The sequence below is a fragment of the Kosakonia cowanii JCM 10956 = DSM 18146 genome, from assembly GCF_001975225.1.
GTDB lineage: Bacteria > Pseudomonadota > Gammaproteobacteria > Enterobacterales > Enterobacteriaceae > Kosakonia > Kosakonia cowanii.
In genome coordinates this window covers 1,249,881-1,266,148 of the sequence record NZ_CP019445.1, presented here as the reverse complement: position 1 = coordinate 1,266,148, position 16,268 = coordinate 1,249,881, and the positions used below count along the sequence as shown (strand labels likewise).

17 protein-coding genes and 1 pseudogene are annotated in these 16,268 nt (G+C 56.5%); 13 read left to right on the top strand and 5 right to left on the bottom strand.

Features of this window, described 5'->3' with window-relative positions; translation table 11 throughout:
- The first annotated feature begins 182 nt into the window (after window positions 1-182).
- From opgC to BWI95_RS05905, 6 genes are read left to right on the top strand one after another with little or no spacing between them, the layout of a single operon-like run.
- Window positions 183-1,400, top strand: coding sequence for an OpgC domain-containing protein (opgC, locus tag BWI95_RS05930; RefSeq protein ID WP_076769161.1), 1,218 nt, complete (start codon window positions 183-185; stop codon window positions 1,398-1,400).
- 11 nt (window positions 1,401-1,411) lie between these two features.
- Window positions 1,412-2,317, top strand: a complete 906-nt coding sequence (locus tag BWI95_RS05925; protein WP_076769160.1) for a hypothetical protein — start codon at window positions 1,412-1,414, stop codon at window positions 2,315-2,317.
- 9 nt (window positions 2,318-2,326) lie between these two features.
- On the top strand, window positions 2,327-3,517 hold the full coding sequence (locus tag BWI95_RS05920; protein WP_054803563.1) for a PP2C family protein-serine/threonine phosphatase: 1,191 nt from the start codon (window positions 2,327-2,329) through the stop codon (window positions 3,515-3,517).
- A complete protein-coding gene (locus BWI95_RS05915) occupies window positions 3,517-3,855 on the top strand; it encodes an STAS domain-containing protein (protein WP_042718254.1) in 339 nt (112 codons plus the stop codon). The genes BWI95_RS05920 and BWI95_RS05915 overlap by 1 nt, the downstream gene beginning before the upstream one ends.
- A gap of 3 nt (window positions 3,856-3,858) precedes the next feature.
- Complete coding sequence (locus BWI95_RS05910) at window positions 3,859-4,293, top strand: ATP-binding protein (protein ID WP_076769159.1); 435 nt, start codon at window positions 3,859-3,861, stop codon at window positions 4,291-4,293.
- A 45-nt stretch (window positions 4,294-4,338) separates the two neighbouring features.
- On the top strand, window positions 4,339-4,854 hold the full coding sequence (locus tag BWI95_RS05905) for a P-loop nucleotide/nucleoside kinase family protein (protein WP_156884892.1): 516 nt from the start codon (window positions 4,339-4,341) through the stop codon (window positions 4,852-4,854).
- Window positions 4,855-4,876: 22 nt separating this feature from the next.
- On the opposite strand, the gene uxuA is transcribed toward BWI95_RS05905, so the two are convergent.
- Window positions 4,877-5,944: a mannonate dehydratase gene (uxuA, locus tag BWI95_RS05900; RefSeq protein WP_076769158.1), complete on the bottom strand. Its 1,068-nt coding sequence runs from the start codon at window positions 5,942-5,944 to the stop codon at window positions 4,877-4,879.
- Window positions 5,945-6,306: 362 nt separating this feature from the next.
- Here uxuA and cspE point away from each other — a divergent pair, with 362 nt between their 5' ends.
- Window positions 6,307-6,519, top strand: coding sequence for a transcription antiterminator/RNA stability regulator CspE (gene cspE / locus BWI95_RS05895; protein WP_023480861.1), 213 nt, complete (start codon window positions 6,307-6,309; stop codon window positions 6,517-6,519).
- A gap of 10 nt (window positions 6,520-6,529) precedes the next feature.
- The gene (gene ymcF / locus BWI95_RS23995; RefSeq protein WP_076769157.1) at window positions 6,530-6,718 is read left to right on the top strand and encodes a cold shock small protein YmcF; all 189 of its coding nucleotides are present in this window, start codon (window positions 6,530-6,532) and stop codon (window positions 6,716-6,718) included.
- Between the two features lie 40 nt (window positions 6,719-6,758).
- Here the strand turns inward: ymcF and BWI95_RS05885 are convergent, their stop codons facing one another.
- Complete coding sequence (locus BWI95_RS05885; protein WP_054803561.1) at window positions 6,759-7,538, bottom strand: helix-turn-helix transcriptional regulator; 780 nt, start codon at window positions 7,536-7,538, stop codon at window positions 6,759-6,761.
- A gap of 113 nt (window positions 7,539-7,651) precedes the next feature.
- Here BWI95_RS05885 and BWI95_RS05880 point away from each other — a divergent pair, with 113 nt between their 5' ends.
- A complete protein-coding gene (locus tag BWI95_RS05880) occupies window positions 7,652-8,413 on the top strand; it encodes a class I SAM-dependent methyltransferase (RefSeq protein ID WP_076769156.1) in 762 nt (253 codons plus the stop codon).
- A 25-nt stretch (window positions 8,414-8,438) separates the two neighbouring features.
- Here the strand turns inward: BWI95_RS05880 and BWI95_RS05875 are convergent.
- Window positions 8,439-9,313 (bottom strand): annotated as a pseudogene (locus tag BWI95_RS05875) (alpha/beta fold hydrolase).
- Between the two features lie 137 nt (window positions 9,314-9,450).
- Between BWI95_RS05875 and BWI95_RS05870 the strand changes: the two are divergent.
- The gene (locus BWI95_RS05870; protein WP_054803560.1) at window positions 9,451-10,023 is read left to right on the top strand and encodes a CGNR zinc finger domain-containing protein; all 573 of its coding nucleotides are present in this window, start codon (window positions 9,451-9,453) and stop codon (window positions 10,021-10,023) included.
- Window positions 10,024-10,067: 44 nt separating this feature from the next.
- Here the strand turns inward: BWI95_RS05870 and BWI95_RS05865 are convergent, their stop codons facing one another.
- Complete coding sequence (locus tag BWI95_RS05865) at window positions 10,068-11,135, bottom strand: SDR family oxidoreductase (RefSeq protein WP_076769155.1); 1,068 nt, start codon at window positions 11,133-11,135, stop codon at window positions 10,068-10,070.
- A 101-nt stretch (window positions 11,136-11,236) separates the two neighbouring features.
- Here BWI95_RS05865 and BWI95_RS05860 point away from each other — a divergent pair, with 101 nt between their 5' ends.
- Window positions 11,237-12,160 (top strand): LysR family transcriptional regulator, encoded by a 924-nt coding sequence (locus BWI95_RS05860; protein WP_042718240.1) that lies wholly within the window; start codon window positions 11,237-11,239, stop codon window positions 12,158-12,160.
- 64 nt (window positions 12,161-12,224) lie between these two features.
- Window positions 12,225-13,346 (top strand): ribosomal protein uL16 3-hydroxylase, encoded by a 1,122-nt coding sequence (locus tag BWI95_RS05855; RefSeq protein ID WP_054803559.1) that lies wholly within the window; start codon window positions 12,225-12,227, stop codon window positions 13,344-13,346.
- 508 nt (window positions 13,347-13,854) lie between these two features.
- On the opposite strand, the gene BWI95_RS05850 is transcribed toward BWI95_RS05855, so the two are convergent.
- Window positions 13,855-14,445, bottom strand: a complete 591-nt coding sequence (locus BWI95_RS05850) for a nitroreductase family protein (protein WP_054804557.1) — start codon at window positions 14,443-14,445, stop codon at window positions 13,855-13,857.
- A gap of 485 nt (window positions 14,446-14,930) precedes the next feature.
- Here BWI95_RS05850 and BWI95_RS05845 point away from each other — a divergent pair, with 485 nt between their 5' ends.
- Window positions 14,931-16,265, top strand: coding sequence for a sensor domain-containing diguanylate cyclase (locus BWI95_RS05845; RefSeq protein WP_076769154.1), 1,335 nt, complete (start codon window positions 14,931-14,933; stop codon window positions 16,263-16,265).
- The last annotated feature ends 3 nt before the right edge of the window (window positions 16,266-16,268 follow it).

Sequence of the window (16,268 nt, the reverse complement as noted above, 5' to 3'; positions counted from 1 at the left end):
GATGGCTGATTAAAAGTTTCCAGCAAAGCGCAACGCGGAATAATTCGTTGCAGTTAATTTAATATCAATTTGAACGATTTTCGCGGGGCGCTTTTCGCTTCGCTAACATTGCCAGTCAGGCGTATTTAAGCTATCTAAATAATTTCCCTGTAGTTTTATTGCCGCCCTTAACAGGTCTATTTATGAGCCAGATGGCGCCCGCGCTGCCGCAAAAAGAGAGCATAGAATCAACGACATGGCGCTATGCCGTTGCCGGTAGCCGGGATTTGCGTATTGATTTAATGCGCGGTATTGCGCTGGTGATGATGGTGGTGGCGCATACGGAAGTGATGTCGATATTTAATATATTTTCGTGGGAGCGTTTTGGCTTAACGACCGGTGCCGAAGGCTTTGTTATTCTCTCCGGGTTTATGCTGGGGATGCTTAATCGGGCGCGGTTGCAAAAAGCGGCGCTATTAACGATTTGCTGGGGATTATATCTGCGGGCGTGGAAAATATATCGCGTTAATATCATCATCATATTGTCGATGCTGTTGCTCGGGTTTTTACCTTTTTTAAATGTATTTGAAGTGACCCACTTTACCGACCGTTTTTCTGGAACATCGTGGTCGCTTTATCCGGTGACGCCGCAAATAAAAGAGACATGGTTTAACATCGTGCTCTATTTGCAAATCGGGCCGCACCAGACGCAAATCCTTGGCCTCTATATTTTCCTGCTGCTATTAAGCCCGCTCTTTTTGGCGCTGCTTAAACAGGGCAGGGTGTGGTGGTTATTGAGCCTCTCCCTGTTGGTGTATGGCTGCTGGCAGCGCTGGCCGGTGCGGGTGACGGTGTCCGAGTTTGAGTTCGCCTTTCCACTGCTCGCCTGGCAATTTATTTTCGTCCTCGGCATGAGCTGCGGTTGGTACAAGGCAGAACTGCTCTCGCTGGCGCGCACGCCGCCGGGCAAAGTGGTGATTGTGGCGCTGGTGATCGTTGCGCTGATTTTGGCCTTCGTTGCCCAGAACCACACCAACCCCTTTATGCCGCCGGAACTGCTGATGCATGTGATTCCACCTGCCGATTTCAACGCGTTTTACCACACCTGGGCGGCGAAAAACGGTCTTGGCCCGGTGCGGGTGCTGAATGATATCAGCCTGATGGTGACGGTCTATCTGCTGTTGACCTGGTGCTGGCGGCCCATCTATCGCCTGACCGGCTGGTTTCTTATCCCGCTGGGTCAGCACTCGCTGTATGTCTTTATTCTGCATGTCTATGTGGTGCTGGCGGTGAGCCAGTTCGTCACCTTCGATCTCTGGCGACAGGCGTGGATCGTCAACACGCTGGTGCATGCGGCAGCGCTCGGCGTGCTGTGGCTGCTGGCGAAATACAATGTTGGCGCGCGCTGGATACCTAACTGAGGAAAGGCTTAATGCGGGAGAGATATTTACTGGCCTGCGCGCTGCTCGCTGCCTTACCGGCAGCAAATGCGGCGCAAAAGAGTGAAGCGGAGAGCGAGTCGTTGCGCGACAGCAATGGCGACCCGGTGCAGGTCGGCGTCTTTACCAGCCGCTGGGGGCGTCTTTTTTCCGGTAATAACAAGCCTTTTTCCGGCGCGCTCAGCTTTGGTACAGGCCTGAAAGAGCAGTGGGTAACGATCCCGAATAGTTCCAGCAGCGCCGAGCAGAAAAGAAAGGTGAATCAGACCGTTAACCTGAGCCTGCAATACTCACCCTACAGCTTCTGGTTTGCCAATATCACCACCCGCGTGCCGGTGACCGATACCAGCCGCTACACCACCGATTTCCGCTACAGCTTTGGCTATGACGACTGGCATGCCAACACCGTCAGCCTGGTCTACAGCAACTATGGCGATAACCACTTCTGGACGTCGGGCAGCAAGCGCAAAACCTATTTTGAACAGGGGGCGGTGACGCTGGCCTATAAATTCTCACTGCCGAAACCCGTTGAAAATAAGCTGCTGATTAACAAAGGCGATTCACTGATTTGCCAGGTCGGCTACAGCTGGGTGCCGCGTTACTACGATCTGAAGAGTAACGATATTGAGCAGAACAAAAACGTGGTGCTTGGCGGCTGCGGTTACACCTTTAAACAGCACTTCTTTGTGCGCGCTACCGCTTTCTGGTTCCCGGATCGCAGCCAGCAGCAGCCGTGGAACGGCGATTACAGCTACAGCTTTGGTTATGCAGGCTACACGCCGGGTTCCTTCTCGTTGCAGTACGCCAACTTCGCCGGCACGCGCTACCCCGGCCACAAGAGCGGCAATGGCAAATTCCGCGAAGGAACCGTCAGCCTGATCTGGTTTTTACCGTTATAAGGAGCCGCCGTGGCCCAACAGCATGTGCTTGTGGTGGAGGATTCGCCCATTTATCGCCGCCTGCTCTCACGCATGCTGGCGCAGTGGGGCTATGTGGTCAGCGAAGCGGAAAACGGCGTCAGCGCGCTGGAGATGCTGGCTACCTCACCCGTCAGCATGGTGATAAGCGACTGGGAGATGCCGGAGATGGATGGCTTAACGCTGTGCCGTGAAATCCGCGAACGGCAGTTTGGCCACTATATCTACCTGATTTTGCTCACCGCGCGGGAAAACCCCGGCGACCTGGCGCAGGGGTTCGATGCGGGCGCGGATGACTTTCTCAGCAAGCCGGTGGAGCAGAGCGAGCTGCGCGCGCGGCTGCATGCCGGTTCGCGCATTCTGGCGCTGGAGGCGACGCTGGCGGCACGCAACGCGCGGCTCAGCGAGGCGTTACAGCAGATTGAGCAGGATCTGCAAGCCGCGGCGCGCATTCAGCACTCGATTCTGCCCGCCCATCAATTGCGCTATCACGACTACTTTTCCGACTGGCTGTTTCTGCCCTCCGCGTGGGTCTCCGGCGATGTGTTTAACCTCTTTCAGCTAGACGACCATCTGGGGTTTTACTGTGTTGATGTCTCGGGCCACGGCGTCGGTGCCGCGATGATGTCCCTCGCGGTAGCACGGCAGTTTTTGCAGGGCCGCGTGGTGGAGCGTTTCCTCTTTTCTGCTGATGGCAGCGTCGCTTCGCCCGCAGACGTGGTGCGCATGCTTAATAGCCGCTTTTGCAGCGAAGAGGCGGAGATCATGAGCTATTTCACGATGATCTACGGCGTTATCCATTTGCCGAGCGGCAAAGGCAGGCTCTGCCAGGCCGGTCATCCCACTCCTTTTATTGTCACCCCCGCAGGTGAGGTCACGCCGATTGGCAGCGGCGGCGCACCGGTTGGGCTGATGCCCGATCTCAACTGGGATGATGTTGATTTTGAGCTGCGCCCCGGCGAGCGGCTCTGCCTCTTTAGCGACGGCATTACCGAATGCGAAAACCCCGCAGGCGAGCAGTTTGGCCCGCAACGCTTGCAGCAGTGGCTGCAACAGCACGTTAATGAGGCGATCGGCGCGCTTCTGCCACAGTTCGGCCAGCACTTAACCGGCTGGCGCAACGGCGAGCAGATGGCAGATGATGTTTCCCTATTAATTATTGAGCGAAATGGAGAGAAGTGATGAATATCGATAGCGAACGTCAGCCGCAGGTGACGATCCTTACGCCGGCGATTCGACGGCTGGATGCCTCCGTTTCGGCGGCTTTCAAAGAGGCGATTGCCCGCGAGATGGGTGATGAGCCGCGTGCGCTGATTGTCGATTTCAGCAAGGTCGATTTTATTGACAGTAGCGGCCTCGGCACGCTGGTTTCATTAATGAAGATGATGAACGGCAAAGGCGAAATGGTGCTCTGCGCCCTCAACCCCGGCATCAAAAATATGTTTACCCTGACGCGCATGGATCGCATTTTTCGCATCAGCGCGGACCGGGCCGCCGCCCTGCAACTGCTTGGGCTGTGAATTATGGCTAGCGAGATAACTTTCCCCGCCTCGCTCACCGCGCTCTCGCCGCTTGCTGAGTGGCTGAACGCGCAGATGGCCGCGTTGCCGGTGGATGAGGGCTGGCGTTTCTCTCTCGATCTGGCGGTGTGCGAAGTGGCGACCAATATTATTCGCCATAGCCTGCATCAGCAGGCCGCAGCCACCTTTAGCATCGCGTTTGCCGCCAGTGCGCAGGAGGTGCAACTGACGTTTCGCGATAATGGCGAGCCGTTTCCCGCTGAACGCTTACTGGCGGCACAGCAGGAAAATGGCCTTGAGATGACACCGGATCTGGAGAGCGGGCGCGGGCTGAAGCTCATCCTGCTCAGCGTTGACAGCTTTACCGTACAGCGCCAGGCCGACGTTAATATCGCCACGCTGTGCAAAAAATGGGGAGTTGAAGAGGCGAGCGGCTAACTCGTATGCTCGGGGCTCGGGTTAAGCGCTAACGGGAGCCATAGCATGCGCATTGATGAGACAAGCCAAAACGGGCCAACGCTGCATATTCTCTGCGGCAAAATTGCTTCCGGAAAATCGACCCTTGCGGCAACGCTTGCGCAAACGCCGGGCAGCGTGGTGCTCAGCGAAGATAGCTGGCTGGCACTGCTGTTTAAAGAGTCGATGCACAGCGTAGAGGATTATGTGCACTACTCCGCGGTGCTTAAGCGAGCAATTAAGCCCCATGTCATCGCCCTGTTACAGGCCGGGGTAAATGTGATCCTCGATTTCCCCGCCAATACCGTCGCCAGCCGTCAGTGGATGATGTCGATTATTCAGGATGCCGGGGCGCAGCATCTGCTGCACTATCTCGTGATAAGCGATGAGGCCTGTAAAGCGCGCCTGCGCCAGCGCAATGCGGCGGGCGAGCATGATTTCGCCGCCACCGATGCGCAGTTTGAGTTGATTACCCGCTACTTTGTGCCGCCTGCCGATGAAGAGGGCTTTAAGGTGCGCCGCTATGAGGAAGAGCACCGGTAAACACCGGTGCCGTTGGTCAGGGTTAGTGGCGTTTTTCCAGCGCTTCCCATAAGCCGTGCAGATAGGTGACGCCGAGCGCGCGGTCGTAGAGGCCATAGCCCGGACGCCCGGTTTCGCCCCAGATAAAACGGCCGTGATCCGGGCGGATATAGCCATTAAAGCCGTTGTCATGCAGGGCTTTCATCACCTCATACATATCGAGCGAGCCGTAGCGCGAAAGGTGCGCCGATTCGTAGAAATCCTTATCCTGAATAAGCTTGATATTGCGCACGTGGGCGAAGTGGATGCGCCTGCGGCGGGTAAACTCGGCGAGAATCTCGTAGACGTTATTATCCGGATCTTCGGCGATGGAGCCGGTGCATAAAGTGATGCCGTTGGCCTCAGAGTTGACGGCATTACAGATCCAGTCAAGATCGTCGCGGTTTTTCACAATGCGCGGCAGGCCGAAGATAGAGTAGGGCGGATCGTCCGGGTGGATGGCCATTTTGATGCCGACCTCTTCGCACACCGGGATCACGCGCTCAAGGAAATAGACCAGGTTCTGGCGCAGTGTGTTCTCATCGACATCTTTATATTTGGCAAACAGCTCCTGTACTTTCGCCAGCCGCTCTGGCTCCCAGCCCGGCAGCGCGAAGCCGTTAGAGTTCTCCAGCACCTCTTTCACCACTTCATCCAGCGTTTTATCGATGCCTTTTTTCTCAAACGCCATGGTCACAGAACCGTCCGGCAGGACGTAGTTCATCTCGGTCTTCATCCAGTCGAACACCGGCATAAAGTTGTAGCAGATGACTTTGATGCCGATCTCCGCTAAATGGCGGATGGTTTGCTGGTAGTTGGCGATAAAGCGATCGCGGCTCGGCAGGCCGATTTTGATGTCATCGTGAATGTTGACGCTCTCAATTACCTCCATTTTTAACCCGGCCTGCTGAACCTGATCGGCCAGCGCGCGCACTTTATCCTGTGGCCACACCTCGCCGACCGGAACGTCATACAGCGCGCCCACTACGCCTTCAACGCCTGGAACCTGGCGAATATGCGCCAGCGGAATTTTATCTTCGACTGGCCCAAACCAGCGCATTGTCATTTGCATGCTTGTTACCACCTTTATTAGTCCATGGTTTTAACTGCCATACTAGTATTGATAGTAACGCGCAGTTCGCTATCTTTTTGCGATCCTCTTCACACAACCCATTTTCGCGTTACGCTGCTTATCTAACGTTTACGTAATGCTGACAAAAGTTTCTAAATAAAGCCTTGCGCCCTAAGCCATAACCGTGCGTTAATGACTCGTCGGTTTGATAAATCATTATCTCCAGCCAGTAGTCCACTAAAGTCTCTCTCATCTCTAAGTACCTCGATAGTTACTTCTTTTTGGGTCTCTTTACACGCTGATAAATAATGCCTCAGACCATTGCCGCCTAAAAAGGCCACTAAAACAAAAGGGTAACAAACATGTCTAATAAAATGACTGGTATCGTAAAATGGTTCAACGCTGAGAAAGGCTTTGGCTTCATCACTCCTAAAGATGGCAGCAAAGATGTATTCGTACACTTCTCTGCAATCCAGAGCGATAACTACCGCACTCTTGATGAAAATCAGGAAGTTGAATTCACCATTGAAAATGGTGCGAAAGGCCCAGCCGCTGCTAACGTAGTGCCGCGCTAAGGACGATTTTATTACGAACCATATCCATTTCCGCTGCCCGTGCTGTCACGGGTCGCAATACAGAGTCTCCAATTTTGACGTGACTGAGAAAAACCCGGCCGGTGCCAAATGTATTTTTTGCAAATCTGCAATGATGACATTTGATAATATCGCCGCGATTATGCAGTCAAACCACGTTACGATGGAATTCCGTAAATAATAAAAAGGCCAGTTTACTGGCCTTTTTTTATGCCTCTTTTTTACTCCCCGACTAACATAATCATTTTTACCGAACGATTACTGGTTAATTGCCAAGTCATCTGCCGGTAGTGCAACTCTCCGCGCTGTGCATGCATAAACACCCGCTCGCCGCCTTCGCGCACTACCACCTGCTGGCGCGACCAGAAGGTGCGAAACAGCTCGCTCTCACTACGTAAACTCTCAACAAAACTATTCAGGGCCCGATCGTGCGGATAGTGCATCGCATCGGCGCGCAGCTCCGCCACAATGCGGCTGGCGCGCGGCTCCCAGTCGGCCACCAGCGTGCGCGCCAGCGGATGACGGAACATAAAACTCATCATATTCGGCTGCGGATCGCTGTCCAGCCAGCCGCTGAAAAGCGCTTCGGCTGCCCTATTCCACGCCAGCATTGTCCAGGTTAAATCGAGCAGATAGCAGGGGCACGCCATCTGCTGCACCGAGGCCAGCACCTCTTTTTCCACCGTCACCACATGCTCTTCCTGCGGATCGTTTTGCCGCGCCAGATGGAAGAGGTAATTTCGCTCCGTTGGCTTCATTCTTAATACGTTGGCGATATTCGACAGGGTTTGCGGCGAGACAACAATATCGCGCCCCTGCTCAATCCAGGTATACCAGGTGGTGCTGATGCCGCTGAGCTGCGCCACTTCTTCTCGCCGTAACCCGCGCGTGCGACGCCGTCCTTGAGCGGGCAAGCCAATATCCGCAGGCAGAGTGTTTTCCCGCTGGGATCGTAAGAACTCGCCCAGCGCTTTTGGCCCGGCGAAAAGGGTGTTTTCCATGGGTGGTACCTGCTAATACCAGTATAAGTAGCCATATTGTACCCCTATAAAAAGAGTCGTACAGTCGCAGCTGAGCCGGTTTGTCGTCATCCATCACGAAAAGGAAAAAGAGCATGGCCGTAAATCATCATCAGTTAACGCAGCAGCAGTTTGGCGATCGGGCGCAGGCCTATTTAAGCAGCCAGGTACATTCCCAGGGGGAGGATTTAGTGCGCCTGGCGCAGTGGCTGGGTGAAAACCCGGCGGCCGCAGTGCTCGATTTAGGCTGCGGCGCAGGGCATGCCAGTTTTGTTGCCGCAGGCGTGGTGCGCGATGTCACCGCGTATGATTTATCAGAGAAGATGCTGGCCGTTGTGCGCCAGGCCGCCAGCGATCGCCAGTTGAGCAACCTGCGCACCGTTCACGGCGCGGCAGAAGCGCTGCCCTTTGCTGAAGGCGAATTTGATGTGGTAATAAGCCGCTACTCGGCGCACCACTGGCACGATGTGCCGCAGGCGTTACGTGAAGTGCAACGCGTGCTGAAACCCGGCGGGAAGTTCATTCTGATGGATATCACCTCGCCGGGCCGTCCGGTGCTGGATATCTGGCTGCAAACCATCGAAGTGCTGCGCGATCCCTCCCATGTTCGCAATTACTCGCCGGGAGAGTGGTTGCAGATGACGCAGCAAAACGGCCTGCTGGTGGAGAAGCTGGTCACCGGCCGCCTGGCGCTGGAGTACACCTCCTGGGTTGAGCGTATGCAAACCCCGGAGGTGCTGCGCGCGGCGATCCGCTACCTGCAACAGACCACCTCTGATGAGGTGAAAAGCCATTTTGCTCTCGACGAGCAGGGCAGTTTCACCTCCGACACGTTGATGTTTCAGGCACAGGCTTAAGCCGCATGCGCCCGCGTTCCGGGCGCTAAATTTCGCTAAGCACTTCACGAATACGCTGCGCGATATAGCCGACGTGGGTTTCCAGTGCAAAGTGACCGGTATCAAGCAACTCCACCACCGCATTGGGGTTGTCACGTTTATAGGCTTCAGCTCCCGGCGGAATAAAGAAGGGATCGTGTTTGCCCCAGATGATCAACGCTGGCGGCTGCACCGCGCGGAAGAAAGCCTGAAACGCGGGTAGCGGGTCAGGTTGTTGGCATAGTCGAGAAAGAGATCCAGCTGGATTTCGCGGTTTCCCGGGCGCTCCATTAACAGCGCGTCGAGCTGATATCCCTCTGGCGCGACGCTCGTCGGATCGCTTACGCCGTGCAGATATTGCCACTTTGTCCCCTCCAGGTTGAGGATGGCATCATTCACCGCCTGGCGATTAGCGGCAGACGGCTCCTCCCAGTAAGTCCGCACCGGCGCCCACGCATCGCCCAGCCCTTCAAGATAGGCATTACCGTTTTGTGAGATAAAACCGCTGATGCGCTGCGGGTAGTGCACCGCCAGCCGTAAGCCTGTCGGCGCGCCGTAATCGAAGACATAGATCGCAAAGCGTTGCAGATCGAGCGCATCGACAAAATCGATCAGCGTCTTCGCAAGCCCATCAAAGGTGTAGAGATAATGGCGATCCGCAGGCACTTCGGTAAAACCAAAGCCGGGGAGATCCGGGGCGATAAGATGAAACTTATCCGCCAACAGCGGGATCAATTCACGAAACTGGTGGGACGAACTGGGGAAACCATGCAGCAGCAGCAAAGTCGGGTTCACCGGATCACCGGCTTCGCGATAAAAAACCTTTACGCCGTCAGCTTCGACAAACTGATAGCGAACCGGGAAATGGGTATTGCCAGCCATAATCACTCCTTCTCTGAAACCGTTAAAATGATATTTAAAAGGTTACGACGAAATGGAGTATGGCGCAGCTTTGTAACTGTGTAAAATTAATTTTATCGGTTACAATGCGCAGCACGCAAACTTCAGGAGCCACGATAATGACCACTTCAACCGCCACAAGGCCTGACGGCCCGTGGTTTATTGCCGATGAGCGGGCGCTGGATTTTATCAATACGCTGGCGATGGCTGAGCACTCGCCCCATGACTTTTTGCAGTCCGATGAGGATGTGCTTCTGTGGCTAAATCATGCGGGTTTTGCCGCAGCAGCCGTAGGTGAACCGGGCGAGCTGCTGGCGGCTGCGCGCGCGTTGCGCACCACGATCCGGGAGTTAGTGACGGCGAAAAAAAGGGGAGAGATGCTGGCGCTGAACGCGCTCAATACCTGGCTGGCGCAGGCGCAGAGTTATTTGCAGATAAGCGATGATGGCGGAAAAACGCTGAGTGTTGAGCGCAAATATAAGCTCACTACACCACAACAGGTGCTGGCACCCATTGCGGAAAACGCGGCATACCTGCTTGCAGAAGGGGAGTTTGCCTACGTTCGCCAGTGCGAGCACCCTGAGTGCACACTCTGGTTTTATGATAAAACCAAAGCGCACCGCCGCCGCTGGTGCAGCATGGCCTTATGCGGTAACCGGGCGAAAGTGGCACGGTTTCGCGCAAAAAGCTGACTGCCAATGCGCCCGGCGCGTCGTATCGCGCCGGGCGTTGATCCTTAACGCGGGATGATCTTTTCCTGTTTCAGGCGATCAAACAGCGCAAAGAAGGAGTCCGGCGTTGAGCGGTAGCCGGTAAAGCCCGCTTTGCGGCTTTTGCTCATATCCGTGAAGGCTTCCATCGGGCGACCGAGGTCGGCATCTGTATGCCACCAGGAGGCCAGCTTGTTGATATCCGCTTCGCGAAGCTGATACTTTTCGGCGATCTCCGTCCAGGCGGCCTGCGCCTCCTGCATGCGGTTTTCCAGCGGCATCATGCTTGCCGGGTAGGCCGCCGCTTCAATGCCGAAATAGGCCGCCAGCTTCGGCCACAGCCAGTTCCAGCGGAAGACATCGCCATTCACCGCATTGAAATCTTCATTCGCCGCCTGCTCGCTCTGTGCCGCCCAGCTTAGCTGCTCGGCCAGCAAACCGGCATCGGTAACATCCGCCAGCCCGTTCCACTGCTCGGGTGAGCCGGGGAAGATAAACGGCCAGCCTTTTTCACGGCACAGCGTGGCGTAGACGGCGAGCGTCTGGCCCATATTCATCGCATTGCCGAGGGCATAGCCAATAATGGTGTGCGGGCGATGGACGCTCCAGCGGTAGCCATATTTTTCTGCTCCGGCAAAGAGTTCATCTTCCTGCGCGTAGTAGAAGTTCTCCACCGGCTGGCGACCCTGCTCCTCGCGGAACGGCGTGACCGGCACAGCACCTTTACCGTAAGCTTCGAAGGGGCCAAGGTAGTGTTTCAGGCCGGTAACCAGCGCCACGTGGCTGCCGTTAAGCCGCTCGCCGAGCGCCTCAATCACGTTTTTGACGATGGCGCCGTTAACGCGGATGTTGGCCTGCTCATTCTCCTGGCGCGACCAGACGCTGAAGAAAAGCGCATCAGCCTGCACCTCTTTTAACGCCTCGTTGACGGCTGCCGCATCGGTGAGATCGGCGGTCAGGCTTTCGCACCCGTCCGGGATTGCGCCACGGCCGCGCGACAGGCCGCTGACCTGCCACCCTTCGCCTTTAAGTTGTTCTGCCAGTGCGCGACCAATCACGCCACTAATACCGACTATCAATGCACGTTTTTGCATAGGGGGCTCCTTTTCTTTATCAGCTTTAAAGCCTAATAGAGAATTTAATTCTTATCTCTGCTATTAATTCACATCATTCATAACCTCAATTCAGTAATGCCATGAGCGATCAACGCCTGAAAGATATCGTCCCTTTTGTCGCCAGCGTCGAAGAGGGGAGTTTTGCCGCGGCCGCAGAGCGCCTGCATCTGACCGGCTCGGCGATCAGCAAAAGCATCAGCCGGCTGGAAGCGCGCCTCGGTTCGCGGTTGCTGGAGCGCACCACCCGACGCCTGACGCTGACGGATGCCGGGCAGGCCTATTTCCAGACCTGCATTCGCATCCTTGAGGAGCTGGCGGAAGCCGAATCGGTGCTGGCGGCGCACCGCTCTATTCCCTCTGGCCGCCTGCGGCTGGCGGTGCCGACCACCTACGGGCGGCTCGGCGTGATGCCCGCGCTGATCCCCTTTTGCCAGCAGCACCCGGAGATTGATCTCAGCATCACCTTCTCTGACCGCTTTGTGGATCTCTTTGATGAAGGGATTGATGTGGCGGTGCGTATTGGGCTGGGTGGCGACTTACCGGTGTCGATTGGCCACCGGCAGCTTGGGCGGGAAAAGATGGTCTTTTGCGCTTCGCCTGACTATCTGCGCCGGGAAGGCACGCCGCAAAACGAGGCGCAACTGCTCCGCCACCGGGCGATCCTCTATGAGCGCGTCGATGGCAGCAGCAAACCCTGGTTATTGCTGACGGAAGATGGGCACCCGGAGTGGCGCAGCGTGCCTTACCGCATGACGCTGGGCGATGTGGATGCGCAGCGCCACGCGCTCTGTGCCGGGCTGGGCGTCGGGCAGATGCCCACCTGGCTGGTGCATCAGCAGTTAGCGCGCGGCGAGCTGGTCATCCTGCTGCCGCACCAGCAGCCGGACGGGTTGCCGTTAAGCCTGGTCTGGCCGCGGCGTAAACAGCTGCTGCCAAAAGTCGATGCGCTGTTAAGCGCGCTCGAACAATTAGTTATCGCACCGCCGCTTGCCCTTGACCCATGACAAGGCGGAGGGGGCGCTCTCTTTTTATAATCAGCGCCGTTTCCCTTCTCACTGGTGTGGATCTATGGCTTACCAACTCAACCTCAACTGGCCGGAATTTCTTGAGAAGTACTGGCAGAAGCAACCTGTGGTGCTGAAAGGCGCATTTACCAATTTTGTCGACCCGATTTCGCCCGATGAGCTGGCAGGCCTGGCGATGGAGCCGGAGATCGACAGCCGCATTGTCAGCCACGTCGACGGCCAGTGGCAGGCGTGGAACGGTCCTTTCGAGACGTTCGATCACTTAGGCGAGCGCGACTGGTCCCTGCTGGCGCAGGCGGTGAACCACTGGCATGCGCCCTCCGCCGAGCTGGTGGAGCCGTTTCGCGTACTGCCCGCCTGGCGCTTTGATGATCTGATGATCTCCTACTCCGTGCCGGGCGGCGGCGTTGGCCCGCATATCGACCAGTATGACGTCTTTATTATCCAGGGGATGGGCAGCCGCCGCTGGCGCGTGGGCGATAAGCTGCCGATGCGCCAGTTCTGCCCGCATCCGGCATTGCTGCATGTCGACCCTTTCCAGCCAATCATTGATGAGGATCTTGAGCCAGGCGATATCCTCTACATCCCGCCCGGTTTCCCGCACGATGGCTTTACGCATGAGACTGCTTTCAACTACTCGATTGGTTTTCGTGGGCCGAACGGCCGCGATCTGATCAGCAGCTTTGCGGATTACGCGCTGGAAAACGATCTTGGCGGCGAGCACTACAGCGATCCGGATCTCACCTGCCGTGAACATACTGGCCGGGTTGAGGAGCATGAGCTGGCGCGCGTGCGCAGTATGATGATCGCCATGATCAACGACCCTGAGCATTTCACCCGCTGGTTTGGCAGCTTTATTACCACGCCGCGCCACGAGCTGGATGTGGCACCGGAGCCGGATGATTATCCGGTCGATGAGGTGATCGGCGCACTGAAAGAGGGGCAGAGATTAACGCGTCTCAGCGGGCTGCGCGCCCTGCGCGTCGGCGAGCGGTTCTTTATCAATAGCGAATGTCTGGAGACCGCCGAGCCGCAAGCCGCCGATGCGCTCTGCCGCTACACCACCATTGGCGTGCAGGAGTTGGGCAGCGCGCTGGATAACCCGGCCTTTGCCGACGAGCTGACCTGGCTGGTCAATCAGGGTTACTGGTATTTCGAGGATTAACGCCACGCGGCGCGATTTTTTGTAGGCCGGATAAGCGCAGCGCCATCCGGCATTTTGCCCCTGTACAGGTGCCGGATGGCGGCTTTCAGCCTTATCCGGCCTACATTCCAGGCGGTTACGCGTAAGCCGGATAAGCACATTTCACGCAGTCACGCGTAGGCCGGATAAGCGCAGCGCCATCCGGCATTTTGCCGTTGTGCAGATGCCGGATGGCGGCTTTCAGCCTTATCCGGCCTACATTCCAGGCGGTTACGCGTAAGCCGGATAAGCACATTTCACGCAGTCACGCGTAGGCCGGATAAGCGCAGCGCCATCCGGCATTTTGCCCTTGTACAGATGCCGGATGGCGGCTTTAAGCCTTATCCGGCCTACATTCCAGGCAGTTACGCGTAAGCCGGATTAGCACATTTCACGCAGCCACGCGTAGGCCGGATAAGCGCAGCGCCATCCGGCATTTTGCCCTTGTACAGATGCCGGATGGCGGCTTACAGCCTTATCCGGCCAACATTTATCTGGCGACAATAAAACGCTTCTCGTCGTCGATAAACGTCTTCTCCTCTGCTGGCGCGAGGATGGCACCAAAATTCATCTCGGCGCGTAACGTCCAGCTCTCGGGAATATTCCACGTTGCGCGCACATCGGCATCAATCAACAGGTGATAATGCTGCAAATTCGCGCCAATCTGCTTATCCGCCAGCGCCAGCCACACCGCATATTGCGCAATGCCGCTGCTCTGCTCTGACCAAACCGGGAAGTGCTCGGCATAGGCAATGTACTGGCGCTGCAAGTGGCTTACCACCTCCTGATCCTCGAAAAAGAGCACCGTGCCGGCCGCCGCGCTGAAACCATCGAGCTTATCGGCGGTGGCGTGAAAACTCTCCGCCGGGATCACATTGCGCATCTGCGCGCGCACCAGTTCCCAGAAGCGTTCATGCTCATGATCGAGCAGGATCAGCGCGCGTGAGGTTTGCGAATGAAATGCCGAAGGTGCCTGGCGGATCGCCTCCTTGATCGTGGCGATCGCCTCTTCGTGCGATACCGGCAGATCTTTCCCCAGCGCGTAGATCGAGCGGCGCGCTTTCGCCAGCGCGAGAAACATCTCCACGCGCGGAACGAGGGTCTGTACGTTGAATACCGTTTCCAGCAACGCTTGCGGCGCTACGGCGGGCGGAACCACCTCTGTACGGGCGATAGTCGACTTCAATATTTGCTGAAACGGATCCATAAACAGCGCTCCTGTTCTGAGCTGTACGGTGAAAATAGCAAAGTTATCTCAACACACGCCGATAAGATTCCATTCAACAAACAGATGAAAGAAAGCGCGGTATTTAACGCCGCCTTGCGCGCGTGCTCAGTGAAAAGGTTAACGGAGTTATTTGCCGTCAGCTATTATTATCCGTCGTGGCGAACGGAGCCGTTTCTGACGCTTTTTTTACGCAAATCTGTGGCAGACCATCTTCTCTTTCATCCTGCATTTGTGCAGTGTAGAGCCTATGGCAAGTATTTATACAGTCAATGATTCACCCCTTCATCACCTTCTCCAGCTGTTATTGAGCGCATAGTAGGTCATGCGGAACCAATGAAATGAATAATGATAAAAAAGAGCACGATCACAGGGATGAAGAGATCAGGCATCTGTTTGAATTATTAAATAATAATTCAGACTGGGTCTGGGAAGTGGATGCACAAGGGCGTTACACCTGGTCGTCAGACGTGGTGACGGATCTCCTGGGTGTTTCCCCGGAAGAGGTGATTGGCAAAACGCCTTTCGATTTTATGCCGCCCGGTGAAGCCGAGCGCGTCGCGGGGGCATTTGGTGCCATCGTGGCGGAGAAGCGCGCCTTTTCCGGGCTGGTCAACCGCAACCAGCGCGCCGATGGCGGCATTGTGGTGCTGGAGACCAGCGGCGTTCCGCTTTTCGATGAGCAGGGCGAGCTGCGCGGTTATCGCGGCATCGACAGAAATATCTCCAATCTCGGCGAACGCGTGCTGCAACTGGAGACCATTTACGACACCACCGCCGTGGCGCTCTGCATGATCGACAGCCGCGGGCATCTGGTAATGTTCAATAAAGCGATGGCGAAACTGCTCGGCGACAGTGCGCCAAAAGATACTCATTGCCATTTTCAGCAGCTGATGCCGGCGTTCTGGCCCTTCTTCGTTGCCGATTTTGCCTTAGCAAAAGCGGGCGGCGTGCCGCCGTCGCGCGAGCTGAGCTGGCATGAGCGCAGTTACGATATTCAGGCGGTGCCGGTGCGCGACGCGATGGACATTGTGGTCGGATTATCGGTCACCTGGGTTGATATCACCGAGCGTCGCCTGGCGGAGCAGAAGCTGGCGAACGCCAATAAGGTGTTGCAGCAGTATGCCCAGCACGATCACCTGACAGGGCTGTTTAACCGCCGCTATATGGATGAGCGCCTGTTGCAGGAGATTAACCGCGCGCTGCAGGAGGGGTTCCCGCTCTCGGTCTGCCTGGCGGATATCGACTATTTCAAATACTACAACGACTCGCAGGGCCACCAGGCGGGGGATGACTGCCTGCGGCTGGTTGCCACTACGCTGACCTCGGCGCGGCTGCGCAGCAACAACAATGTCAGCCGCTACGGCGGGGAGGAGTTTTTGATTATCCTGCCCGGCACCAGCCTGGCGCAGGCGATGCGCGTCGCCGAAGGGGTACGGCATGATATCAGTGCCCTCCGGCGTCCGCACGCTGCCAGCCCGACCGGCTTTTTGACCATCAGCATCGGCGTCGCGACCCTGCAAAGCGATCTCCTGCCCCTTGATGAAAAACCGCTGCATATGATTGCCAGCGGGTTAATTCACCGGGCGGATACTGCGCTCTACGCCGCGAAAAAGCAGGGCCGCAATCAGGTGGTCTCTGCCAGAGATATGCCAACCACTTCGCAGGGCGCCTGACGG